The 23,355-nt window shown below is 38.9% G+C and carries 17 protein-coding genes; 5 read left to right on the forward strand and 12 right to left on the reverse strand.

From position 1 onward, the window contains the following. Positions 1 to 245: 245 nt before the first annotated feature. The 7 genes from argZ to P9B04_RS14285 form a co-directional block, all read right to left on the reverse strand. Positions 246 to 2,357 carry a bifunctional arginine dihydrolase/ornithine cyclodeaminase gene (argZ, locus tag P9B04_RS14255; protein ID WP_342055649.1) on the reverse strand — a complete coding sequence of 704 codons (2,112 nt, stop codon included), beginning with the start codon at positions 2,355 to 2,357 and terminating at the stop codon, positions 246 to 248. A 347-nt stretch (positions 2,358 to 2,704) separates the two neighbouring features. Further along, entirely contained in the window at positions 2,705 to 4,231 is a 1,527-nt protein-coding gene (gene bchB, locus P9B04_RS14260; protein WP_342055650.1) for a ferredoxin:protochlorophyllide reductase (ATP-dependent) subunit B, read from the reverse strand. Positions 4,232 to 4,642: 411 nt separating this feature from the next. Then, a complete protein-coding gene (locus tag P9B04_RS14265) occupies positions 4,643 to 5,251 on the reverse strand; it encodes a hypothetical protein (protein ID WP_342055651.1) in 609 nt (202 codons plus the stop codon). 46 nt (positions 5,252 to 5,297) lie between these two features. After that, a complete protein-coding gene (locus tag P9B04_RS14270; protein WP_342055652.1) occupies positions 5,298 to 5,909 on the reverse strand; it encodes a hypothetical protein in 612 nt (203 codons plus the stop codon). Between the two features lie 124 nt (positions 5,910 to 6,033). Then, the gene (gene ftsH3, locus P9B04_RS14275; RefSeq protein ID WP_342055653.1) at positions 6,034 to 7,887 is read right to left on the reverse strand and encodes an ATP-dependent zinc metalloprotease FtsH3; all 1,854 of its coding nucleotides are present in this window, start codon (positions 7,885 to 7,887) and stop codon (positions 6,034 to 6,036) included. Positions 7,888 to 8,953: 1,066 nt separating this feature from the next. Next, positions 8,954 to 9,580, reverse strand: coding sequence for a class I SAM-dependent methyltransferase (locus P9B04_RS14280; RefSeq protein ID WP_342055654.1), 627 nt, complete (start codon positions 9,578 to 9,580; stop codon positions 8,954 to 8,956). Between the two features lie 108 nt (positions 9,581 to 9,688). Then, positions 9,689 to 11,977, reverse strand: a complete 2,289-nt coding sequence (locus P9B04_RS14285; protein ID WP_342055655.1) for a putative PEP-binding protein — start codon at positions 11,975 to 11,977, stop codon at positions 9,689 to 9,691. A 295-nt stretch (positions 11,978 to 12,272) separates the two neighbouring features. On the opposite strand from P9B04_RS14285, the gene P9B04_RS14290 reads away from it, so the two are divergent. The 4 genes from P9B04_RS14290 to P9B04_RS14305 all read left to right on the forward strand — a co-directional run bounded on the left by P9B04_RS14290 (position 12,273) and on the right by P9B04_RS14305 (position 16,442). Then, positions 12,273 to 14,288: a mechanosensitive ion channel family protein gene (locus P9B04_RS14290; RefSeq protein ID WP_342055656.1), complete on the forward strand. Its 2,016-nt coding sequence runs from the start codon at positions 12,273 to 12,275 to the stop codon at positions 14,286 to 14,288. 13 nt (positions 14,289 to 14,301) lie between these two features. After that, positions 14,302 to 14,658 (forward strand): DUF952 domain-containing protein, encoded by a 357-nt coding sequence (locus tag P9B04_RS14295; protein WP_342055657.1) that lies wholly within the window; start codon positions 14,302 to 14,304, stop codon positions 14,656 to 14,658. Between the two features lie 30 nt (positions 14,659 to 14,688). Continuing rightward, positions 14,689 to 15,897 carry a NupC/NupG family nucleoside CNT transporter gene (locus tag P9B04_RS14300; protein WP_342055658.1) on the forward strand — a complete coding sequence of 403 codons (1,209 nt, stop codon included), beginning with the start codon at positions 14,689 to 14,691 and terminating at the stop codon, positions 15,895 to 15,897. Between the two features lie 128 nt (positions 15,898 to 16,025). Then, complete coding sequence (locus P9B04_RS14305) at positions 16,026 to 16,442, forward strand: phosphomannose isomerase type II C-terminal cupin domain (RefSeq protein ID WP_446718005.1); 417 nt, start codon at positions 16,026 to 16,028, stop codon at positions 16,440 to 16,442. A 210-nt stretch (positions 16,443 to 16,652) separates the two neighbouring features. Here the strand turns inward: P9B04_RS14305 and P9B04_RS14310 are convergent, their stop codons facing one another. After that, positions 16,653 to 16,997 (reverse strand): hypothetical protein, encoded by a 345-nt coding sequence (locus tag P9B04_RS14310; RefSeq protein ID WP_342055659.1) that lies wholly within the window; start codon positions 16,995 to 16,997, stop codon positions 16,653 to 16,655. Between the two features lie 107 nt (positions 16,998 to 17,104). Beyond that, positions 17,105 to 17,761: an MBL fold metallo-hydrolase gene (locus tag P9B04_RS14315; RefSeq protein ID WP_342055660.1), complete on the reverse strand. Its 657-nt coding sequence runs from the start codon at positions 17,759 to 17,761 to the stop codon at positions 17,105 to 17,107. 212 nt (positions 17,762 to 17,973) lie between these two features. Between P9B04_RS14315 and P9B04_RS14320 the strand changes: the two genes are divergently transcribed. Further along, entirely contained in the window at positions 17,974 to 19,470 is a 1,497-nt protein-coding gene (locus P9B04_RS14320; RefSeq protein ID WP_342055661.1) for a site-2 protease family protein, read from the forward strand. Between the two features lie 137 nt (positions 19,471 to 19,607). On the opposite strand, the gene P9B04_RS14325 is transcribed toward P9B04_RS14320, so the two are convergent. The 3 genes from P9B04_RS14325 to P9B04_RS25190 all read right to left on the reverse strand — a co-directional run bounded on the left by P9B04_RS14325 (position 19,608) and on the right by P9B04_RS25190 (position 23,255). Then, complete coding sequence (locus P9B04_RS14325; RefSeq protein ID WP_342055662.1) at positions 19,608 to 20,867, reverse strand: dihydroorotase; 1,260 nt, start codon at positions 20,865 to 20,867, stop codon at positions 19,608 to 19,610. A gap of 76 nt (positions 20,868 to 20,943) precedes the next feature. Then, on the reverse strand, positions 20,944 to 22,188 hold the full coding sequence (locus P9B04_RS14330) for an RNA-guided endonuclease InsQ/TnpB family protein (protein ID WP_342055663.1): 1,245 nt from the start codon (positions 22,186 to 22,188) through the stop codon (positions 20,944 to 20,946). A gap of 500 nt (positions 22,189 to 22,688) precedes the next feature. Then, a complete protein-coding gene (locus P9B04_RS25190; RefSeq protein ID WP_446718006.1) occupies positions 22,689 to 23,255 on the reverse strand; it encodes a hypothetical protein in 567 nt (188 codons plus the stop codon). Positions 23,256 to 23,355 lie beyond the last annotated feature (100 nt).

A 23,355-nucleotide genomic window follows, 5' to 3' on the forward strand; every position in this document is an offset into this window, starting at 1 on the left:
ACTTTATTAAGCACACTTCTCACTCCGTCTAAAGACGGGCAAACTAAATCCCACCATTAAAGGCGGTGGGCTTTGTTTGCAGATCTCTGTAAATCAATTTTTAGAGAGCAAGCAAATTCAATGCTCTTGTATCAATCTTGATCATTCGGTTATCAAAAAATGCCTTGACTCGAAGGTAACGGCGTAGCCACACATTTTTGTAGGGGTAAACGGCCGTTTACCCCTACGCAATTGATATTTCTCGTCTAAACAGTGGCAATCAAAGGATAAGGATGGGTTAACTTATCTAACTGTTGTATCAGTAAACTGAGGAATAAACCGACATCGGTAACGATACCCACCGACTCCACAGAACCGCGATCGCTTAATTTAGTCACTACCGCAGGGTTAATGTCCACACAAACCATTTTCACCCCGGCAGGAGTCATATTACCCACGCCAATACTGTGTAACATGGTGGATAACATCAAAATCATGTCTGCACCTTGGATTAACTCAGCATAGCGAGTTTGTGCCTTAACTAAGTCCATTTCTGTGTCTGGTAAGGGACCATCATCACGGATCGAACCGGCTAAAACGAAGGGAACGTTATTCTTAACGCATTCGTACATCACCCCTTTGCTGATCGCCCCTTGTTCCACGGCTTGGGCAATACTACCATAACGGCGCACTGTATTAATAACCTTGAGGTGATGACGGTGTCCCCCACTAACAGGGACTCCTCGCTGCATATCCACCCCTAAAGAGGTTCCCATCATAGCTTGTTCTATGTCGTGAACTGCAATGGCATTACCACCCAATAAGGCATGAATATAGCCGTCTCTGATTAATTTTGCTAGGTGTTGTGCGCCACCTGTATGAATGACCACAGGACCTGCTGTAACTGCAACTTTACCCCCTTGATCCCGTACTTGGCGAATTTCCCAGGCTATTTGTTCTACTAATAATTCTACCCGACGCTCACTGGAAACCCCAGAACCCATAAAGGTAAACTCTTGTTTACCGTTGCGTTGGTCGCGGTTTTCCACTTGTCTGATGGTACGGATACCCTCAACCCCTACCATGACCTGATCTCCCGCTGCAAGATCCCGTAATAACTTACATTCTGCTGTCATATTCTGGGTATCAACTACAATAGCAGCATCCATGCGCTGATTTTGCACTTTTACCCATTGGCCGTTAACTCTGACTTCCGTGGGATAGATGGTACTCACATAAAAGTCATCTGGGGCTACTCCTGCCTTGTTGACCGCTTGTGTGTTGATGTCACAGGCTTCTTGTGGGGGGGCGACAGCACCGAGATCGATGAGTTGTGTCATAATTTCTTCCATGACGTTACGATCTGGCGCAGAGACTCGAACTTGGGCTGCGGATGTGCTTTGTCTTTCTATGCCTAAGTCAAAGTTTAATACTTTGAAACTGCCCCCATTTTCGACAATATTATCTAGGGCTTTGTTCATGATACCTGCATCTAGCAGGTGTCCTGTAAGTTCAACGGTACGACTTTCAACCGGGGTACTAGCGTGAACGTCCTCTAAAACCGGTTCATTTACCCGAAGGGTCAAACATTTGGCAGCCCCACCTGCTTTGAGGAACTCTGATAGGGGGGTCTGTACCACTTCAAAACCCACATCAGTTAACCTTTGTTGTAAGCTTTCGCTAATTTGGTTCATAATGATGGTCTGATTGATGTTGACCGCATTACAAGCGAATTTTACAGCGTCAGGTTCTTCTACTGCAATACGCTTTTCTTGGGGGATACGCAGTTCGATTAAGCGGTTAGAATAGGCATCAAAGGCAGGGGGATAGTACAGTAAATAACCGCCAGTGAGAGGACAGAAGCAAGTATCGAGGTGATAGAAGCGTTCATCGATGAGGCGTAGGGATAATACTTCTGTGTCTAACCATTGGGCGATGTAGGGATGGGAGTCTAACTCGGATCTAAACCCATATCCAGCCCATAACCAACGACCTTCCCTATCGAATAGGGCATCTCCGGCACCTTCAAAGGGGAGGTCTTTGGGGAGTTCAAAAACGTTGAACCCATTGGCAGCAAACCATTCTTTGAAGTAGGGTTCTTCTCCTTGTCTTTCTTTATGATAGAAACGGCTAACGATGGCGTTATCCCCTAACACTAGCCCTGCGTTGGCGGTGAATACCATGTCAGGCCAACCTTTTTGGGGTTCAACTAATTCGACGATCGCCCGTTCTTTTATGGTGTCATGTAGTTGCTTCCATTGTTCTACTGAGCGATCGCGGGTTGATTTATGTATATTCCCCTCCATCCAAGGATTTATCACATAATCTACGTCGTAGTGATCTGGGGCGCACATTAAAATACGAATCGAATCTGCCATAATAGTGTCTTCAATTAAGCTAAATTTAGATATCTGCATCCGTGGTATCCAGCTTGTGGCCTCCTCACTCGTACTGAATAACCCAACTTACTATCATACCGTGAATATGCCCTATAGGGATTTTCAATTGAGTAGCGAATCTAATAATCTCACTTCTGCCTCCTGCCTCCTGCCTCCTGCCTCCCGCCTCAAAGCTAGAAACTTTTTATCTATGAAAATGAAAACTGCTATTAAGAAGTGCTGGTATTAGTTTTCTATCCAAGGCAGTGAACAGTGTAGAGTTTAACTGATCACTGGTCACTGGTCACTGTTAGGTTAAAAGGTGGGTATATTCCACCTAACATTAACTAAGCTCCTACTGCTTCTTTGGCAGCATACATTACTTCTAAACTAATCTCAGAAAATCCTCGCTCACGGGCAAATTTTTCTGTGTTTCGCTTTACTTTGCCTCTAACAAAACCAGGAACTTTGTTCAATTCGGCTTGTGCTTCTTTGTTCCAATTCAAATCAGAATCAGCAGAAATTCCTTTGGTAATTACTTCTTTGGTATCGTGTCCACCAAATATTTCTAAAAGATGGTCTTCCATGCCCAAAGTAAAGGAATTGTAGATTAAATCGGCAATCTGATTTGTCCCTTCATAACCGCAGAAAGGTTTATAACCAATAGGAAAGTTTTGAATATGAATTGGTGCAGCAATTACTCCACAAGGAATGTCCAATCTTTTGCCTACATGACGTTCCATTTGTGTGCCAAAAATAGCAGAAGGTTCTATACGAGCGATGGCATCTCCAATTTCTCCATTATCATCGCTAATCAATATTTCATCACAATATTCACTTACTTGTTCTTTGAACCATTGTGCATCATATTTACAATAGGTTCCGGCTAAAACCACATGAATTCCCATCTCCCGTGCTAATATTTTAGTAAGGGCAACTGCATGGGTATTATCCCCAAAAACAACGGCTTTTTTACCGGTTAAATTTTGACAGTCAATAGAGCGAGAAAACCAAGCTGCTTGGGACACATATAGAGTCTGTTCGTTGATATATTCTTCGTAATCAACGTTAGCCCCTTGCTGATTAATTACTTGTTGAATTTTGCGAATACATCTAGCGGTTTCTACCACCCCCATAGGGGTAATATCCACATAAGGAAGGTTAAATTCTTCTTGTAAATATTTGGCTGTAGCTAACCCTAACTCTCGATAAGGTACCAAATTAAACCATGCTTTGGGTAAGTTTTTTAAGTTATGAACCGATGCACCGTCGGGAATTACTTCGTTAATCTCAATTCCCAACTCTTTCATTAAGTGTTTTAATTCTCTACAATCGTGTTGATTATGAAATCCTAAAGTAGAAATGCCGATAATATTAACAGAAGGATTCTCCGTTTTTTCAGTTGGTAACTGGTTTTTCTTAGCGGCTTTTTCTAGGTAAAATTTAACAATTTGGTGTAAAGTTCTATCGGCTGCTTGTAATTCGTTGTAACGATAATGATTGACATCTGCTAATAAAACATCCCCTTTTGCATCCATTTGAGCGCGATCGACGAAGTTGGCCAAATCCTCTTGTAAAATACTAGAGGTACAAGTAGGGGTCAAGACGATTAAATCTGGGCTTTCTTCCCCGTCTTTGCGCACAATATTATTGACTACCTTTTCTTGGGAACCCCTGGCTAAAACGTTGCGATCTACTACACTAGCAGTAACGGGAGTAAAATCTCTTTCCCTTTCTAACATCGATCGCATGACGTTAAAATAATCATCTCCCAAAGGCGCGTGCATAATAGCATGGACATTCTTAAAAGAACTTGCGATGCGTAGAGTCCCAATATGTGCAGGGCCAGCATACATCCAGTAGGCCAGTTTCATAGAATTCTCCTAGTGTGTTATATCAGACTTGATCAAGACTTAGTAATAAGCTATTTTCAATCTTCTCAAAATAGTTGCCTTGATTGGGTGTTTGCTCAAATAACGTTACATTACCCAATACGAGAGAACTAGACAAGGAGTAGTACATAACTCACATCTTGCACCTTCGATAAAACTGGCTAGTTTGTAAGCCTTCAGCTATCATCTACTGTGAGTAATATTAAACGAATGCTGAACCCTGACTGCTGTGCGATAGCGCCGAAACGGAGTGAGGAACTGCTTACTAATTTAAGTTTTTCTATACTGGTGCAAGATATCAGCATAACAACAAACCTATCAAATATTCACATATCGTAGTAGAATATGTAACTAAAAAATCGTCATGAACACAAAAATGTAGGTTGTTTAAAATTAGGATAGCTCTGCTTCTTGTAATAGTTTTTTCCCTTTTTTTTGTCCGTAAACGTGAGTTAGTAATCCAGGCAGCCATTCTAATCTAGCACCAGGAATGTGACGTTTTATAGATTGAAATTTTTGGAGAAAAAGTTGAATCTGATTATCTAAATTAGGGACAAATTCACGTATTTTATTGATAAATTGAGGTGAACCCCCAAGCATCCCGTGACTTTCATGAGATATCATTAACCCCCATGTCCCTTGAGGTGAATAAATAATGTAATCAATCCAAAAACTAAAATCTATATTAAGTCCTGCACCTACTTGTTCCTCATAAAATTCTGATAATGACATATAGTAGTTTTGGGGTTCTATGATTTTAGTTTCAGGGTCAATAAGGAGCGAAAAATTTCTTAAATAGCAGTGTGTATCTCCTAAGTAAGATGCTGCTGTAATTAAACCTTCTATTAAGTTAAATTCTAAGTAAGGCTCGCAACGAAAAAGGATTAAACGTTCAGTAATATTTGGGGAAAACGGATTCCTGAAAGGATCGTCATTGACGACGACTTTTCTAAGAATTGGTTCTGCTTTGGCCTCATACTCTGCTTCGGTCAAAATATCCATAGTAATGGTTTACTTAATAAAATAATTCACAAATATAAGTCTAATTCTAGGATAATTCAACTGCTTCTAAGATTTTTTTGGCTCTTTCCTTCCCATAAACATGATGCAATAACTCTGGTAACCATTCTATGGTAGCAAGCTTAGGATGTCTCGATTTAAAATCATAAAAATAGCGAACACACTCATATACTTGTTGATTTATATCTGGGATTAATTTTTCAATAGTTTCTATAAATTCTGGACTCCCACCAATTAGTCCGAAACTTTCGTGAGAGAACAAAACTCCCCAAAGTCCTTGAGGAGAATAAACGAAATTTTCTACACTAAAAAAATGAGATATTTTTTCATAATCTTTATGTTCTTCGTTCCCATATAGTGAAAAAAAATCTGAAAAATCGAGATAGACGTAACTTACAGATTCGTGTCCTGTTCTTTCTCCAGCTAATGCAAAATAACAACCAGTGTCACCTAAATTAGAAGCGGCTACAATCACTGCGTCCAATAAAGGTGATGTAATTTCAAAGTTATATCGATAAATGATTCTGCGTTCTTTAATTTCTGGAGAAAAAGAGCAGTTAACAGGATTATCATTGATAAAAATTCGACTCAAAGCAGGATCTGCTTTTGTGAGATATTCAGCTTCATCTACAATGTACACTTTGATTTATCTATCCAATTAAAAAGTGCTGTGATTATTGGTTTTGAGGAGAATGTCACCCCAAATAAAAGCAGCACCAATAATAGATAGTGCTGCTCAAATACATCTAATTTAGGTTATAACATTATACTAAAGTCGCCATTTTAATGTCGTTGGTGCTTAGCACTTGTTGTAGTTCATCCGAGTCAACGGTTTCTTTTTCCACTAACATATCCGCTAAGGTATCCAAGATGTGACGGTTACTCTCCAAAACATCTTTAGCGCGTGTGTAAGCAGTATCTACTAAGTCACGAACTTCCTCATCGATCGCAGAAGCGGTTTCGTTGGAAAAGTCACGGTCAGAGGCAATATCTCGACCTAAGAAGACATTTCCGCTTTGTCGTCCTAAAGCCACAGGACCTAAGCGATCGCTCATTCCAAAGCGAGTTATCATCTGACGGGCAACTCTAGCTACCTGTTGTAGGTCGTTGGAGGCACCAGTGGTAACCTCTTCTTCCCCGAAGATGATTTCTTCAGCTACACGACCACCTAAAGCTACAGCCATTTGATTCTGTAGGTAGGAACGAGAATATAACCCAGACTCCATGCGGTCTTCGCTAGGAGTGAACCAGGTTAAGCCACCGGCCTGACCACGGGGAATAATGCTAATCTTCTGTACAGGGTCGTAGTCGGGCATTAAAGCTCCTACTAGAGCGTGTCCTGCCTCATGATAAGCAACTAGGGTTTTGCGTTTCTCGCTCATGACACGATTTTTCTTCTCTGGTCCTGCTAAAACGCGATCAATAGCGTCGTTGACTTCATCCATAGAGATTTCGGTCAAATTACGACGGGCTGCTAAAATTGCAGCTTCGTTTAACAGGTTGGAGAGATCAGCACCGGTAAACCCAGGGGTACGGCGAGCGATTTTATCGAGGTCCACGTCTTTGGAGAGGGTTTTGCCTCGAGCGTGAACTGTGAGAATTTCTTGACGACCGGCGTAGTCTGGACGATCTACTACTACTTGACGGTCAAAACGACCTGGACGTAGTAAAGCCGCATCTAACACGTCGGGACGGTTGGTAGCTGCGATGATGATGATACCGGTGTTACCTTCAAAACCATCCATTTCTGTTAACAGTTGGTTGAGGGTTTGTTCCCGTTCATCGTTACCTCCTCCTAAACCGGCACCCCGTTGGCGACCTACTGCGTCTATCTCATCGATGAAGACAATACAAGGGGCGTTGGCTTTGGCTTGTTCAAAGAGGTCGCGAACGCGGGATGCACCTACACCGACAAACATTTCTACAAATTCTGAACCAGAAATGCTGAAGAAAGGAACACCTGCTTCTCCGGCGACGGCCTTAGCTAAGAGGGTTTTACCTGTTCCTGGAGGTCCAACTAAAAGGACTCCTTTGGGAATTTTCGCACCGATAGCAGTGAAGCGATCGGCATTTTTCAGGAAGTCAACTACTTCAGTGAGTTCTAGCTTAGCTTGTTCGATTCCCGCTACATCTCCAAAGGTAACTTGGGTTTGGGGTTCCATTTGTACCCGCGCCTTTGATTTACCAAAGTTCATAGCTTGGGAGCCAGGACCACTCTGGGCCCGTCGCAACAAGAAAAATAATCCTACCAACAATAATATTGGCAAGAATAAAGTGGTGGCAAATCTGACCCATACTCCCTCGTCAGTTGGGGGTTGAATGGCAATGTCAACTTTGTTTTCAGACAGGATGTTGATTAAATCGGGATCATTAGGGAGATTAACCATTTGTGGTGGGCCCCCTTCGGGATTAGGTACTCTGGCTTCTGTGCGGTCAGAGCTTAGGGTCACTCGATCCAATTGGTTGTTCTCTACACGGCTAATAAACTCGCTATAGGTTAAACTTTCCCGACTTTGAGTGTTATTGTTATCTAGAAAAGCGGATGCTAGGGCTAATACAACAATCAGTAAGAGTGCATATAGTCCGGCATTACGCCATTTTTTGTTATTTTTGTTCACGCTGTCGGCCTCTTCTTATACTAAGGGTGAAGATGGGGTTAACTTTAATGTATCAAGGTTAATGATCTAACCCAATGATAACGCCTGATTATACAGGTAGGGTTTCTCCCAGAAAAACACTTGTTAACTTATGTTAACGTTTCTCATGAACGATTGACTAGGAATTTACCGATTAATTTGTTTTTTGTCTTCTAGAAAAAGCTCTTGTGGGTGTCTCTTTTACTTTCCTGCCAGAACTTACTAGTGCCAGAGTTCAGGGTTTGCAGTTGAGGGTTTGCAGTTGACTTCCTTTAAAGGAAAGAGTCGGTGTTGGAGACTGCAGGACTTAAAAAACTGTCTATACATTTTCCTATCTTGAACTCAGTTTATTATTGGCTATTTTCTAAATATAAAAAAAAATAGGGGAACCGCTATCTTTGTTGCTGAACGATTCCACCTGCCGATCCATCCTTGAGAGGGGAACACTTATTGACTTCATCATACGCTTATTAGTAATCTTTGTCAACAGTAGTGAGAACTTTTTTCAATAATTTAATATCTGGGTGCTGTGCATTGAAGAATTTGCAATAGTAACTTCTTTTTTGCAAGAAGAATTCCGAAAAAAAATAAAAAAATAGGGGAACCGTTATCTTTGTTGCTGAACGATTCCACCTGCCGATCCATCCTTGAGAGGAGAACACTTATTGATTTCATCATACGCTTATTAATAATCTTTGTCAACAGTAATGAGAAGTTTTTTCAATAATGCAACAAGCATCGTAATAAAAAACTGTGTGAAACTTAGATTACACCGATGTTTCCCGAAAGACACCCCTTTCTTATTTCAAGGGATATTGTCAACAGATGCAGTGACTAATAAGGGTACAAGGGGTTTTGACCTTACCCTACTAAGGATATAAATTCACGAGCCTTACTATCATTGGAATATCAGATGGAAACTCTCTCTTCGATAGACTTTTTTCTATTCTTAGCAAAACAACAAAGATTCAACTCCGCTACGAAGCACTGCGAAGCCGCCTTCCGAACCCCTAAAACCGAACTCAGGTTTACCAGTTAAGTTTCGCCTTCAAATCTTCTGCGCCTGAATTACTTGTAAACTTCCTCCTGCGAATAGTTTTTGTTTGCAAGAGTTAAAACCAGTATCTCTCAACTCATGGATTAAATCCGTTTCTAATAGTGTCCAGGCTGTTTCCGTCTCAAATAACCACATAAAAGTTGCTAGAGACGGCCAAAATAAAAAATTGGTGGGTTTGTGTAGGTCAATGAAAGCAAAGATACCACCAGGTTTAAGCACTCGGTATACTTCTTCCATAATACTTTTCAATTGTCTGGTTTCCATTTCGTGTAAAGCAACACTGCTATGAACCAAGTCAAATTCTTCAGGAGCAAAAGGTATTTTTTCCGCTAAAGCGTTGACATAAGTGGCTTCAGGGACTCCTTTTTTAGCTCGTTCAATTGCTTTAGGGGAAGCATCGAGTCCGGTCACTTGGGATGATTTCTGCACTAAAAATTGAGTGGTTTGGCCACTGCCACAACAAAGGTCTAAAATTTTACTGTTTGAATTGATTTCAATACCTTCGATCGCCAAACTACGAAATCTCTTTTCTCCCCCGACTACCAAGGAACTGAGACGAGATATAGTGTTGTATAACAAAGGATATTGATAACTTAAAGGTCTTAAGAAAGTTGCCATTTTTAAATAATTTTATTTTATAAATACATAGTAACATGATTCTTTTCTAGCATTCAGTAGTCAGTGTTTAGTATTCTGTTTATAGATAATATTACTAACGATTTCTTATCAAAGAGTGTTTAAAGATCCCTTTTGCCTCGCTAGAGCTAAAAGTAACCTTTTTTCTGTTCTTGCAATAGTCTGATAAGTCGCTTCGATAGCTTCAGGTTCTACAGAAATAGTTGTAATTCCCCAATTAATCAAGTGCGGAATAATTTGAGGAGAATTAATAATAACTTGACCACAAATAGAACTAGGAATTTCTAAACGTTCTGCTTCTTGAATTAACTGTCTTAACGCCCCTAAAATACTAGAATTGTAAACAGGTGCAATATCGTTCCAATGTAAATTATTTCTTTCTATACCTAACAATAAAGGAATTAAATCGTTAGTTCCAATAGCAATTCCTTGTACTCCAGCTTTCACATAATCAGCCAGTTGAAAAATAATAGAGGGGACTTCTGCCATTATCCAAACTTGAAACGAACTGGAGGAAAACAATTTAAACTTGTCTATTAAATCAAAACAAAAGCGGAATTCATCTAAGGTTCTAACAAAAGGTAAAACTATATTAATATTGTCATATCCTTTTTGCTGAACAGCGGATAAAGCCTGTAATTCTAGACTGAATAAAGTTGAATCCAGACAGTATCCAGATGTTCCTCGACGGTTTTGATCCCCAGAAAATCTATCATCAAAAGTTCGGTAAAAAATTGGATTAGGATGAAAAAAGTCAGCAAATTGGACAATTTGTTGTTGTATTTTTTCAATTATTTCCTGCGACTGATAAGTACCTAGCCATTCTTTTAGAGAGTGAGAGTTAAATAAATCTAATAACATTAATTCTGAACGAATTAACCCTAAACCATCGCAAGGTAAACCTTCCATTTTGATTAAGGAACTAGACTGACTCAAATTAACCATTAAATTAGTGCCAATGGGATAAGTTGAAAACGTTGCTTTTTCAGAAGAAACTTCGGGGGGTTTAAGGGGAATTGGATCTTTATTTGATGTATTGAGAATAACGGTTCCATTATCTCCATTAATAAGAATAGAATCTCCTGTCTGTAGCCAAGTTGTTGCCCCAGTAACACCGACAACAGCAGGAATACCTAATTCTCTGGCTAAAATAGCTGCATGACTAGTTATCCCTCCCTCTTCAGTGATGACTCCTACTGCTTGTTTAATGGAAGATAATTGGAAGGGATGAATTTTTTGCGTAACTATGATGGGATTAGATGAATTTGCTAAATGAGAAATATTATCTTCCTTCAATAAATAAACGTTCCCTTTAGTTTGTCCAGGGGCTGCCCCAATACCTATGAGTTGGGATTGAGGTTTTTGGTTGAGTGTGTTCTTTTGTGTATTTTTAATCAATTGATGATAAGGTGATGGAATTAATTGCGTGATCGCTAGTTCGTAGGGAGAATCATCGGCAGCATTGTATAGTATCCATTCTAAAGAATGCCAAGAATTTGAATAGTTAGACACATCCTTAAACAGCTTAAATGCTTTGATGATTGCCCCGGAATCTAAACAATATTTTGACTGTTGTTCATCATTAATACAATAGGCTTCTAAGCATTTTTCTGTTTTTTGGTTCAATTTTGGTTTGTTTTTTAAACGATATGCACGGGTTTTATTTCCTAATTTTTGTAGCAAAACTTTTCCAGATTTTCCTTCAATTTTCCAGTAATCTGGTAATATTTCTCCTTGAATTAAACTATCACCTAATCCCCAGTTACCTTCGATTTCAAAATAGTTAGACTTCTTGATCATCGAACCAGATACTAGAGAATTAACCATCGGCTGTACTAAAATACCTAAATTTAATTGTTCTATTTTAATACCAAGACGTTGCCAATAAAATAAACTTTTTGCGCTTAACAATTGCGCCCATATTTCTTTAATTGCCACCTCTAGGTTGTCAACTATATTCCAACAAACTTGTGCAGGAGTTAAACCAGAAATGTCTTGATTGAGAGAGAAACCTCCCCCTAAGGAAGTGCGTAAAATTAATGTGTCGCTGTCTAATTTTGTTGTCGCTTCCATTAAAATTTCTCTCCATTCAGACGGGAAAGATACATTTAAAATAGATTGACGACTTTGTTGCGCCACTAATTGTAATGTTCGAGGATTTTCTACGTCTAAATGAAGAGAAGATCCAGGAAAATCTGCTAACAACGAATTAACATCGTTCAAATTATCCAAAAATTCCCGAAATACATGGGAACTAATTACAAAACCAGGAAAAACACTGTAGCCACTTTGTTTAAGCTGACTCAACATCCATGCTTTTTCCCCAACAACGGGACGATCCCGCAAATCAATCTCAGACAGCCAATAAAGCTCAATCACTGCAATAACTAGAATGGAATTACTAGGTGGAATTCAGGCTGTTATGAAAATTTATTATGATGGGTAATTAAAACTGATTTACTATTTTTAAACTATATATATCTTTCTCTCATGATACCATGACAAAAGCCATAATCAGAACGAAACATCCTTAATAACTTGCAATGATGCAATTAATGGTTAAACTAAACCTGAAAGTGTACATACCAGTATAGCTCTTTTTTATTTAACTTTATGTGTACAAGACCAATGGGGTTTTTCTATGATTCTAGAGATAATTGAAGCTTTTTTCCTTATGAGCAAACGAAAGATACTACATTTTGTCGTGTTAAGTTTGATAACCCTATTATTAACCATAAACTGGACTTCTGTTGTCCTGGGACAGTTTCCTATAGCTATTCCATCAGGAAATACATCCATACGAACCGAAACCCCTTGGTGGGACCCCAATAAAGCACAGCGTTGTGGGAGACTGTGGTGTAGCGAGGTTCATTTGTTTGGTGGGTTGGATAAAACTTTTAGGGTTGCAGTTGCTCCAGATGCTCTTGAAAATCCCAGTGATGCTCCTTTTGAGGTCGAAAAGAGAGCTAAACAAGTGGAGAGTATTTATAATTCCATTTATGATCGAGTTCGCAAGTCAGAATTGATGTTTCAAGGTAATATTGTTCAATCCCCATTTGGTGCGATCGCAAATTGGCAAAATTTATTTTTTAATCGAGATAATTTAGGAAAACATCCAGCTACTCCTAAAATCGAAATTGGTATTAGAAATAATCAAACAGTGGTCTTTGTCCCACGGCAACTTGAATTAGGTTTATCGGCACAAACAATTGTTACAATTAACCGAGCAGATAGTCTTTATCAGGGTAAATTAATTGAAGACATCGCCAAAGAGTGGCGTTTTCTAATTTTTGAAAGTCTTAACGAGGCACTTTGGGCCTATGAAATCGATTATCATTATCCTTTTGCTAGGTTCGGAGTTGCTATTGCTATTCTGCTGATTGTTGCCATTCCTGTGACGATTTTAGCAGTTATTAAACAGTTATTGAAAGTTTGGAATCGTCATCTTAGTGGTCAGTTAAGAGTATTAAAAGAGTCTTTAACCGTTGATGCAGAAGCTTTATCTTCTGATGAATTAGCTTCTTCGGATACTATCGATCAAAATAAAGAAAATATCCAGGTAAATCGACAAAAAGTTAAACTAAATAGAGGTATTATAATATCTACTTTCAAAAAAGTTATTGATCGCCCTGATAAGGCACTAGCTAAAGCGAAACTCCTGCTTGAAGATGCGGTACAAAACATTAGTCAAAATCTTCCTAATTTATCGTTAAAAAAACAAAGTATCATCAAACGTCAGAAAAATATCCTTGAATTATTTTTAGGATTACTTTTTTGGATACAATTATTTTTAATTTTATTGGCTTTAACTTTAATTATTTTGATATTTCCTGAAACTCGCCGTTATACGTATTTCTTTTTAGGACAATCGATTGCTATTCCTTTGATTTGGATGTTCGCTAATATTGCTGATAAGCTAAGTAATATCTTTATTGATTTTTATCTGAATAAATGGGCTAAAAATGCACAGATATCTAACCCTAATTCTAATCGTTATATTCTACGAGTAAGCACTTATTCTAATGCTCTTAGAAGTGGCACAAGTTTCCTCTTTATTACTGCTGCAACTGTTACCACTGTTTTGTTTTTAGGAATTAATTTAACCGTATTGGCGAGTGCAGGTGGTGTAGCTTTTGTGGTCGCATTTTTATCTCGCAATGTAGTAGAAGATATGCTAAACGGTATTTTGATTCTATGGACAGATCGTTATGCTATTGGTGATGTTATTCAGATAGGAACTATCGGAGGTTTTGTGGAAAATATGAATATTTATATCACACAAATCAGAGGTTCCGAGGGACGTTTAGTGACTATCCCTAATAGTAAAATTTCTATTGTTGAAAACTTAACCAAAGATTGGTCAAGGGTTGAATTCAAGATAGAGATTGCTTATGATGCCGATGTAAGAAAAGCATTAAATGTTATTAATGAAGTGAGTGAAGAAATACAAAATGATCCCACATGGAAAGACAAAATTATTGAACCGGCCTCTATTTTAGGGGTGGATAATATTTCTCATCAAGGAGTGCTGATACAGGTGTGGATTAAAACCCAAGCTATGCAACAATGGGCAGTCGGGAGGGAATTTAGATTAAGAATAAAAGAGGCGTTTGAATTAGCAGAAATCCCTATTGGGGTTCCCCATCAAGAAGTGAAATATCAAACTTCTTTGTCCAACGAAAACCAATAATTAAAATAACCAAATGATCTTTCACATTACAACATCTGAAACTTGGCAAGAAGCACAAATAAATCAAGAATATAGAGTCAATTCCCTAGAACAAGAAGGGTTCATCCATTGCTCAACTCAAGAACAAGTTCTAACCGTCGCTAATACCTTTTATACTGACTATGAACAATTAATAGTGCTGGCAATAAATCCCAATAAATTACTAGCAGAAGTAAAATGGGAATCCCCCGTACATCCTAACACTAAGATTGATCACAACATCGATGATTCTCAGAAATTTCCCCATATTTACGGTGCTATTGACTTAGATGCTGTTGAAAAAGTCATCCATTTATGTAAGAATAGTCAGGGTTTATTTGACAACTTTTAAAAAAGTTGTAATAACCTTCATGAAAAAATTATGGAACGCTTAATATCTTTATTGGGTCTAATTAGTTTTCTTGGATTTGCTTATTTAATATCTTATCAACGTTTAGCTATTCGTTGGAATACAATTGCTTGGGGATTAGGATTGCAATTTACACTCGCTATTTTTATTTTAAAGACATCTTTTGGTTTAGCTGTTTTTGAATGGTTAGGTACTATAGTGAAAACTTTTTTAGATTACTCCGACGTGGGAGCAGAATTTGTCTTTGGGGAAAGTTTTGCAGAACATTTTATTGCTTTTAAAGTTTTACCCACTATTATATTTTTCGCTTCTTTTATTGCTATTTTATACCACTACAGAATTTTACCCCGTATTGTTGGTACGATTAGCTGGATCATGATGCGTACCATGAAAACATCTGGTGCAGAAACTTTAAGTTGTGCTTCCAATATTTTTGTCGGTTGTACTGAAGCTCCTTTGATGATTAAACCCTATATAAAATCCCTAACTATATCAGAATTGCACGCTATCATGACAGGGGGATTTGCCACAATTGCTGGTGGGTTAATGGCGGCTTATATATCGATGGGAATTTCTGCAACTCATCTCATTTCTGCCTCAGTAATGTCTGCACCCGTAGCCCTAGTAATATCTAAAATAATGTGTCCTGAAACCGACAAGTCTGAAACAAAAGATCAGGTCATTACTGAAGTTGAAAGTCCTTACACTAATGCCATCGATGCAGCCACCAATGGAGCATTAGACGGACTAAAATTAGCTTTAAATGTAGGAGCTATGTTAATTGCTATTTTAGGATTAGTTGCTTTAGTTAACGGTGTTTTAGAAATCATCGGACAATCGATTGGATTAGCTAACCTATCCTTAGAAGTGATTTTTTCTTATTTACTTGCTCCCGTCGCTTGGTTAATGGGAATACCTTGGGAAGATTGCTTACAAGTAGGAATTTTATTAGGAAAAAAAACGATTTTAAACGAATTTATTGCTTATCTCGATCTTAAAACCTTAATGGAAGGAAATATCATTTCCCAACGCAGTCAAATCATCGCCACTTACGCATTATGTGGCTTTTCCAACTTAGGAACCATAGGTATTCAGATAGGAGGTATAGCAGCAATTGCTCCCAACCGTCAACCGGATTTAGCTAAGTTAGGACTAAGAACCATGATAGCCGGCTCGTTAGCTTGTTTTATGACCGCTTGCATCGCAGGACTTTTGTTGTAATTTTCCTGGCAATTTTTAAGACAATCTAAATTTCCTCAGATCACAGTCATTTTTGTAAATCTGTGTTATTGTGTTGCTCAGTTGGTTTGATTTTTTTAAATTTAGCTTTTGTATTGTTAGAGGATATTATGGTTCAGGCCAAAGAGAATAAAAAAAGTGAAGTTGCAACAGTGCCTTTTTCTGTTGCTCATACAGGGGTTGCCGCTACCGAAATGCGTCCCTGGGGTTCCTTTACTACCCTAGAAGAAGGACCTGGTTATAAAATTAAACGTATTGAAGTTAATCCTGGTCATCGTCTTAGTTTACAAATGCACCACCACCGCAGCGAACACTGGATCGTTGTTTCTGGTACCGCTAAAGTGACTTGTGGGGATAAAGAGGAGATTCTAGCGGCTAATCAATCCACCTACGTTCCTCAGTGTACCTCCCATCGTTTAGAAAACCCTGGAGTAATCAAACTCATCTTGATTGAAGTTCAAAACGGTGAATATCTAGGAGAAGACGATATTATTCGTTTCCAAGATGATTATGCTCGCCATAAATAACTAAACTTAACTTATATTTAGATTTAGCTTTTGGTTATCTGTCTAAGGTTGATTAGGCAGATTTTCTAGTTAAAATTTTTCTGATTTTTGACAGTAGAATACTAAACCTGACTCGGTGAGAAATTCAATAAAAATTGAACTACAGACCAAATCAGGCTTTTATACCGCTATTATTGAAAGTCGGAACAGGTTGAATACAACCAATGATCTCTATCTCTTGATGTTACGAGCCATATCACGGAACATATCCATGCTAGTATCAGTTTTACGGCGTTCTGTACTAGCAGGAGTTGTAGATTGAGAGCTGGTGGGAGACTGAATTTGCTTAGGAGGAATGTTGCTTTTTCCCGCTTTTTTCTTCTCTAAAGAAGAAATTTCCTGAACTAACTCACCACCGTTAGCAAAAGTACGCTTAATGGTAATGGGGGTACGCATAAACTTGGTGTCACCAAGGGTTTTAGCTGTGTCATTGTCTAAGAAAAAAGCTTCCTTGTTCTGTGGTTGGCCTTGGTCTTGCCCTTTACGACCGCCAAATAATCCGAATAATCCTGCCATGAGTTTGTGTTCTCCTAATGCTTTTATGAGTAAAGTATTTCTATATGTTACAGTCTATCAAAAAATATTAAAAAAATTGGCAATAAAGCAGAAAATTAAGATTTAAGTTATGCTTTGCCGGTTCGATTCCTGAGACGCTCATAAGCATTATGGATTAACCCAGTGTCTCTTAGCAAGCGAGTATTCGCCCCAGGGCAGATATAATCAAGGTTATCCGAGGAAAAGCGATCGCATAATTGAGCAACGCTTTGTAACTGACGACCCCAGTGAAAGGTTTTATCCAACCTCAACGGAGCTGGATCACCCTGGCGATCGGGAAGTAAATGTCGTCCCGTAAACAAGACTCCCCCGTGTCGTCCCCAATAGAGACAAGAAGATCCCGTGGAGTGGCCAGGAGTCCAAATAAGGGTTATGTTTTCGGCGATGGATATTTCCCTCTCGAAAGAAGAAACCCCCATATTTGGTAAAAGATAGGCCTCCTGTTCTTGAATAATAATCTGACACCCTAAAACTTTCTGCCAAGACTTCACAGAGGCACTCATCCCCCCACGATGGGTCAAAAACAGCCATTTGACTCCACCGTTTTCCCTGAGAAAGTCAATATAATCCTGGTGATACACAGGACAATCTATCAAGACGTTCCCAGACTTTTCTACAATAAAATAGGATGTTCCCCCTAAAATCTCCACATTAGGGGCGAAAGCAAATAAATCTTCTAGTAGCAGACGAGGAGGTTTAGGACTTTTAATACTCTTTAAATTCATTTCTGGGAACAACTTCCTTACAATAGAAATATATAGCGGTACAGAAATTGGCTAGGGCATTATTTGTGTCTTGAACTATCACCCCAAGGTAACAAAGAATCTCCCTAACCCTTTAATCATAATATGTAGTGCCATAGCTCATATTTCCGTAATATCCTTGCAGTGGTTAATTTTCTCAAGGAAGACCCTCAATATCAAGTTCAACTCTCAATATGTGGTTACTATTAATTATTTTAGGCGGAATTACATACTATCTCGCTAAAAAAACCGTTGCTCCTGTCACCCGCACACCCATCTGGATTATTTGGTCAGTGATGATGATGCCGGCAGCAGTGTGGACGATCTGGTATGAAATAAACGGGGAGGATCAACAAATGCCTATTTTGTGGATTATTGTTCCTTTGGTGATTTGTTTTGTCCTCTATGTTTGGTTAATCCGACTAGGGAAAATTCCTGCCTCAGAGCAAACTAAACCAACTAGTCAAGACTCGCCTACACAACCCATAAACTTAGAAAAAACCCCTCAAGAAAGCGAAATAATTCGACCAATCACAGCAACAGAAGAAAAATCCCTACGAGATTGTTTTCCTTGGGGAGTCTATTATTTACAGAATCTAGATTATCGTCCTCAAGCGATTCTTTGTCGAGGAAAACTTCGCACCGCCCCAGAAAAAGCCTATCAATCTATTAAGAAAAATATTGAACAGGTTTTTGGAGATCGCTTTTTAATCCTCTTTCAAGAAGGTTTACAGGGAAAGCCTTTTTTTGCTTTAGTACCTAACCCTTGGTCACAAAACGAGGAACAAATAAGCGACAATAAAGAAAAGTTAAAACGTCCTTTGTTTGCTCTGGGATTGTTATTACTGACCCTATTAACCACTACAATGATTGGGACAGTTTCCATGGCAGGGGTTCCCCAAGAAAGCCTAAATAATACCCCTAGCCTTTTATTGGAAGGATTACCTTATAGTTTAGGGTTGATTACTATTTTAGGAATTCACGAATTGAGCCATTATTTCACTGCAGTTCGCTATAAAATTGCCACGACTTTGCCTTATTTTATTCCTATTCCTTTTTTCTTGGGAACTTTTGGTGCATTCATTCAAATGAGATCTCCAGTTCCCCATCGTAAAGCTTTATTCGATGTCTCTGTTGCTGGTCCTTTAGGGGGATTTATTATTACTCTTCCTTTATTATTATGGGGAATTTCTTTATCAGAGATTGTTCCTCTACCCACGGCAGAAAATGCTTCTTTACTAAATGTCGAAGCTCTCGATCCTCGTTTTTCTTTTCTCTTTGCTATTTTAGTTAAATTGGTTTTAGGCAGTAGCTTCGTGGCTGGAAAAGCCCTTCATCTTCATCCTTTAGCTGTGGCTGGATACATCGGATTAATTGTTACAGCACTCAATTTAATGCCCGTGGGACAGTTAGATGGGGGTCACATTGTCCATGCTATGTTTGGTCAAAAAACTGGCATTATCGTGGGTCAATTAACTCGCATTCTTATGCTAGTATTAGCCATGATTAGACCAGAATTTTTAGTTTGGGCTATCTTATTGTGGTTGATGCCCCTTACAGATCAACCTGCCCTTAATGATGTTACAGAATTGGACGATGTGCGGGACTTTATCGGTCTATTTTCTCTAGTATTGCTAATCATAATTTTACTCCCTGTACCCGGTGCAGTTAGTAGTTGGTTACAGATGTAGGTGATAGATAAGTCAGATTTGGTTATACCTGAAATCTTGCAAAAGTACAAGAAAACTTAACTCCTAACACCGAACTCAGGTTATACCCCACACCCTAACCTCAGCAAAACTTTATGACGCAGGTGCAATATGTGAGTCTAAATTCTTATCACTTGTCCTTGGATTTCTTGTCCTAACCAAAAGGTATTATGATTTAGAGATTTTAGGGTAGATGGACTCACAGTCCAGGTTTTTTTTGCGTCAAAAATAATCAATTCTAGGGGATGGCCTGCTTTGATGGGGTTAACAACTTTGCCTAGACACTTTCTTGGATTACTACTCAAAGCTTTCCATAATTGTAGAGGGGATAAAGAACCTTTTTCTACTAAAGTTTGCCATAACAAAGGTAATACTAATTGTAATCCGATGGCCCCGGAGGGAGCTTCGGCAAAGGGAACTGTTTTTTCTTCGTAAGTGTAACCCCGATGATCAACGGCGATCGCATCAATAATTCCTTGAGAAATGCCCTCAATCAAGGCCAGACGGTCTTCAGGGTTTCCCAAAGGAGGGTCTAAGCGTAAATTCGGATTATAACCGCTAAGATTTTCGCTATCGAGCAATAAGTGCATCCAGGTAGTACTAGCAGTGATAGGAATACCTCTTGCTTTACCCCAAGCGATGAGTTCCACGGCGCGACGGGTGGAAATACGCATCAAATGGACAGGGGTTTGCATAACTGCTACCATTTCCAAAATAGTGGCTACTGCAGTTGCTTCTGTCATGGAGGGATTTCCCGTTAATCCGTAGGTGGTGGAAAAATACCCTTCTCGCATCACTCCATTCCCTTTTAGGGAAGGAAACTCAGGCACCAGTGCTAAAGGTTTTTTCAGGGGCTTAAGATATTCTAGAACCCGTCTCAGTAACCCTAAATTTTCCAGCCCTCGATTGTCGGTAAAGCCCATAACACCGGCTTTTGCTAACTCTCCCAATTCCGTCATTTGTTCCCCTTTTGCTCCTTGGGTAAAGGTTCCCCAAAACTCAAATTTTACTGATGAAATAGACCGAGTTTGCTGTTTTAAATAGCTGAGGGTAGCCAAATTGTCCACAGGGGGTTGGGTGTGGGGGAGAATAGCGACACCGGTAAATCCTCCTGCAACCGCAGAAGCGGCCAAACTTTCTAGAGTTTCCCTTTCTTCATAACCAGGTTCTCCACTATAACTATACAAATCCATCAATCCTGGGGCAAGAATCAGGCTTTTCCCTTCAAGAATATTAGTTTCTGGGGGAATATTATCAAGATGGGTGTCTATGGCTTGAATGATACCCGAACCCAACAACACATCATTGATAATACTGGTATTGGCTACAGGATCTAATACTTTAATTTGTCGCAGCAACGTATGGGAAGAGTTTGTCATAAAATAATTACAAGCAGCAAGGGTAAATCTATCCTCAACGATTGTAGGTAGTTAAACACAATTGACACTCCCACCGTTAAGCTGACGCTGTAACGGGGGATTCTTTGTTCACAGAGGTTACTTGCTTAGACAGAATTGCTTCTGAAAAAGTAGAGGTATCCTCTCCCAAAGCGTTCACCTCGACTTCGCTCGGTGAGCGGAGCCGAACCGAAGTTCCCGAATGCCCTGCGGTACTTAATCCAAGTTTTAAGATGTTACGTGCAGCGTTTTCGTCTCGATCTAACTGACATCCACAAGCACAAATATGAGTTCTTGTTGAGAGAGATTTTTTAACTATTTCTCCACAGTTAGAACATTTTTGGCTAGTGTAGTGAGGGGGGACAGCAACAGTTATTTTGCCGTGTTTTTTCCCAAAATACTCAAGCCATTCTCGAAATTGATACCAGGCTGCATCGTTAATTGATTTAGCTAGACAATGATTTTTGACTAAGTTTTTAATCCTTAAATCTTCGTAGGCAATTACATCGTTAGAGTGAATTACGCACCTTGCTAACTTCACAGCAAAGTCTTTACGTTGCCTACTTATTTTAAGGTGAGCCTTAGCTAATCTTGCCCGTGCTTTTCTTCTATTAGAAGACCCCTTCCTTTTTCTTGATAGCCTTCTTTGAAGTTTTTTAAGTTTCTTCTCCCTTTTTCTGAGGAATCTAGGGTTATTAATCTTGTTGCCATTTTGGTCGGTATAAAATGATTCTAACCCTACATCTAAGCCGATTACACTATTAGCTGGTTCAGTATCTACTTTGACATCCACTGATAAGATGAACTGACAATAGTAACCATCAGCCCTACGAATTAACCTGACCCTTTTTATAGATTCAATCGGGTAAAAGTGTAAATCGTAAGTACCTACTAGCTTGACTCTACCAATATTGTTTTTGTCAGTAAAAGTAATAGCTTTCCTAGTGTTTAAGTCTAATTTCCATCCTGTAGTTTTATATTCTACAGAACGGCAATTTTTCTTAAATCTTGGAAATCCCTTCTTGCCAGGTACTTTCCGTTTACAGTTATCGTAAAAACGAGAAATGGCTGACGATGATCTTTCGGCACTAGATTGTCTAGCTTGAGAGTTTAACTTGTTAGCAAATTCAAAATCATGGGCTAATACACGACAATATTTATTGAGGTCATACTTGTTCACTTTTTCATTATCCATCCAAAAGCGCAAACACTTATTCTGGATAAACTGAGCGGTGCGTATGGCCTCATCCATGGCTATATATTGATGATTTTTAGCTCTAACTTTGAACTCTAGGACTAACATTTATGCTAACTTCACTAGCCTAAATATAGTTTAGCACAAGACTTTCTAGTTTGACTGCCGACCCACCTCGAATTCAGTTCGAGGTGGAAAGGGGCAGTGCATTCCGCACCAAGAAGTTTCTAAAATATGGATGCTACGCAGTTTAGTTTATTGGTCGGGGTTTCATCCCACCGCTAACATTCGTGTAACGGGGGTCTTCACCCCGACATTGAAGATAAAGTCAACTATATAAACTTATGTAAACATAGCTGTGAGCCTACTTGTGCTTTCCAAGGAGGATTACAAATCGCCTTGGTTTCCACCTCTAACCCCATTTGGCTCATCTCACGCACAAAGCCTTTTTTCTCTTTGATCTCAACTGTAACGCTTATCTTTGCCCAGGGACTTATTATTGGTTGAAGTTCTAGTTAGTTAATTACTCGACAATAATCAGATATTTTGTCTATCTAAGCAAGTAAAATATAGCCAAAAATAGCCCCCAGTCATACCATAAAATATTTTTAGATAAGGTCCATTAGAACCTCACTGTCTGTAGATTTTCCGCAATTGGATGGGGTGTGGAACCCTATCCAATTAAGCCTTTTGCCTTCTGGCTTTCTACTTCTGCTTACTTGAAACTTTATCAAACCCATAGTTTCCAAACCACTACAAATCGCTCCCATTGAGACTAAACCAATGGATAATAATCCCATGGCTACGGTTCCAAAAGACATTAACCCCATAGGAATAATTCCTATACAAATAACTCCCATAGGAACAATTCCTATAGAAATAACTCCCATAGGAACAATTCCTACAGAAAATAGAGGCAAGCCCATGGAGTGATGATGATGAGAATGGGTCATAGATACAGAAGATAAATGACTGAGATGATGAATTATAATAGGATAAGTTATGCTCCCTAAAATAAACATTAACAGAAGGCTCGAAAAGGTTATAACGAAGAACTTATTGGCTATAAATTGACAATTTTTTGTCAAAGAAAAATCAACAAATACTGGCGTTTGCCATCTTGTTTTTTTAGAAATATCTTTTTCTTGAAGTGGCTGGATTGTTTTACTATTCACGATTTTAATTAACGGGTGTAACATTTAACTAATCCTAATATTCCCTTCAATTTATTAAAACTAACATAATGAAGGTGAGCAAAGTAAAACCTAATTAGAG

This window comes from Crocosphaera sp. Alani8 (assembly GCF_038442745.1).
Taxonomy (GTDB): domain Bacteria; phylum Cyanobacteriota; class Cyanobacteriia; order Cyanobacteriales; family Microcystaceae; genus Crocosphaera.

What these genes read in the sequence shown, in the direction of transcription:
- P9B04_RS14305 (WP_446718005.1), top strand. Translation starts at nt 16,026, where the DNA reads ATGGTTCAGGCCAAAGAGAATAAAAAAAGTGAAGTTGCAACAGTGCCT.
- P9B04_RS14280 (WP_342055654.1), bottom strand. Translation starts at nt 9,580, where the DNA reads ATGGCAACTTTCTTAAGACCTTTAAGTTATCAATATCCTTTGTTATAC.
- P9B04_RS14315 (WP_342055660.1), bottom strand. Translation starts at nt 17,761, where the DNA reads ATGAATTTAAAGAGTATTAAAAGTCCTAAACCTCCTCGTCTGCTACTA.
- P9B04_RS14295 (WP_342055657.1), top strand. Translation starts at nt 14,302, where the DNA reads ATGATCTTTCACATTACAACATCTGAAACTTGGCAAGAAGCACAAATA.
- P9B04_RS14290 (WP_342055656.1), top strand. Translation starts at nt 12,273, where the DNA reads ATGAGCAAACGAAAGATACTACATTTTGTCGTGTTAAGTTTGATAACC.
- argZ (WP_342055649.1), bottom strand. Translation starts at nt 2,357, where the DNA reads ATGGCAGATTCGATTCGTATTTTAATGTGCGCCCCAGATCACTACGAC.
- P9B04_RS14300 (WP_342055658.1), top strand. Translation starts at nt 14,689, where the DNA reads ATGGAACGCTTAATATCTTTATTGGGTCTAATTAGTTTTCTTGGATTT.
- P9B04_RS14310 (WP_342055659.1), bottom strand. Translation starts at nt 16,997, where the DNA reads ATGGCAGGATTATTCGGATTATTTGGCGGTCGTAAAGGGCAAGACCAA.
- bchB (WP_342055650.1), bottom strand. Translation starts at nt 4,231, where the DNA reads ATGAAACTGGCCTACTGGATGTATGCTGGCCCTGCACATATTGGGACT.
- P9B04_RS14265 (WP_342055651.1), bottom strand. Translation starts at nt 5,251, where the DNA reads ATGGATATTTTGACCGAAGCAGAGTATGAGGCCAAAGCAGAACCAATT.
- P9B04_RS14330 (WP_342055663.1), bottom strand. Translation starts at nt 22,188, where the DNA reads ATGTTAGTCCTAGAGTTCAAAGTTAGAGCTAAAAATCATCAATATATA.
- P9B04_RS14320 (WP_342055661.1), top strand. Translation starts at nt 17,974, where the DNA reads ATGTGGTTACTATTAATTATTTTAGGCGGAATTACATACTATCTCGCT.
- P9B04_RS14325 (WP_342055662.1), bottom strand. Translation starts at nt 20,867, where the DNA reads ATGACAAACTCTTCCCATACGTTGCTGCGACAAATTAAAGTATTAGAT.